The following is a 1390-nucleotide window of genomic DNA, read 5'->3' on the forward strand; positions in this document are numbered from 1 at the left end:
GGCCCGGGCCGGCGCGGACGCCCGCGCGGTCCGCCGGCCACGCACGATCGTCCTGGCCACTGCTCAGATCCCCTTGCCGCGCTTCTGCGCCATCCGCAGCACCCGCTCGCCGGTCATCAGGCCGAGGATGACGGGTACGGTGACCAGCACGCGCTTCTCCCGCGGGTTCAGCCGGATGACCGCGGCCAGCTCCTTCATCGCCTCGGTGCGCCGGTTGCCCGAGGCCAGCGCGAACGCGATCTGCCCGCGCAGCCGGGCCATCCCGGCGCGGCTGGTGGCCAGCTCGGGGTGCTTGCCGATGAGGTACCGCTGGGCCTCGACGATGGTCGCCCAGCGTCCGAAGTAGAACGAGCCGCCGTGCCAGTCGACGATGACCAGCGCCTCCCGGACAACCGCGATCGGTGTCGTCGCCGACACCCGCAGCAGCCACTCGTAGTCCTCGCTGTAGCCACCGGGGATGCCCTCGTCGACCTCACCGGCCGCCGCCCACGTCGACCGGCGCACGAGCATGGTGCTGGAGTGCACCTCCATCACCCGGTCGGCGAGCAGCTCCTCGTGCACGACCCGGTCGCGGTCCAGCACGCGTTCCTTGTCGATGCCGGGCCCGCGCAGCCGCAGGCCGCAGCTCACCGCGCCGATGGCCGGGTCGGCGAGCTGCTCGACCTGGCGGCTCAGCTTGGTCGGCAGCCAGATGTCGTCGTCGTCGCAGAACGCCAGCAGCTCGCCGGTCGCCGCCTCCACCCCGCTGTTGCGGCCGCCGGGCAGGCCCGGCCGGCGGGTGTTGGCGATCAGCTTGAGCGAGCGGTCGGGGCCGGCCGGCACGTCCAGCTCCCGCACGTCGACGTGGTCGTAGACCACGACACACTCGACCCGGCCGGGATAGTCCTGGCCGAGGATGCTGGCGACGGCGCGTTCGAGCAGCCCGGGCCGGTCCCGGGTGGCGACGACGACGGTGATCTCCGGGTGGGTCTGCGGCACGGCGTTCTCCCCTGCGCGATCTGGCACGGCGCTCTCAGGCACTGCGGCCTCCGGTGAGCACGAAGCCGACCGTCTGGGCGCCGGCCGAGCGCAGCCGGTCGACCAGGCGGGACAGCTCGGCGTTGCGGGTACGGTCGCGGGCCACCACGAGCACCGCGACCCCGGACTGCGCGGCCCGGACGCCCCGCTCGTCCGTGTCGGACGGGGGCGCGTCGATGACCACGATGCCGGACTCGGGCTCCTCGCCGAGGTTGCACAGCCGGATGACACCGCCGCCGATCAGCACGACCAGCAGCCGGCTGTCCGCGTCGTTTCCGGCCGACCCGGCCGCCACCACGGGCGTCTGCCGGACCGGCGCCTCCATGATCAGAGTGGCCTCGGGGTCGGCCGAGGTGGTCTGCACCTGGGTCGG

Annotated in this window: 1 protein-coding gene and 1 pseudogene; both read right to left on the reverse strand. The window is 73.7% G+C overall.

Annotation, left to right across the window (positions count from 1 at the left end; all coding sequences use genetic code 11):
- Positions 1-63: 63 nt before the first annotated feature.
- Positions 64-978: a glycosyltransferase family A protein gene (locus AB0C29_RS48515; RefSeq protein WP_360835155.1), complete on the reverse strand. Its 915-nt coding sequence runs from the start codon at positions 976-978 to the stop codon at positions 64-66.
- A gap of 34 nt (positions 979-1012) precedes the next feature.
- Positions 1013-1390, reverse strand: a pseudogene (locus tag AB0C29_RS48520) (lipopolysaccharide biosynthesis protein); the annotation flags it as partial.

It is taken from the genome of Actinoplanes sp. NPDC048791 (assembly GCF_040650095.1).
In the GTDB taxonomy this organism is placed as follows: Bacteria; Actinomycetota; Actinomycetes; order Mycobacteriales; family Micromonosporaceae; genus Actinoplanes.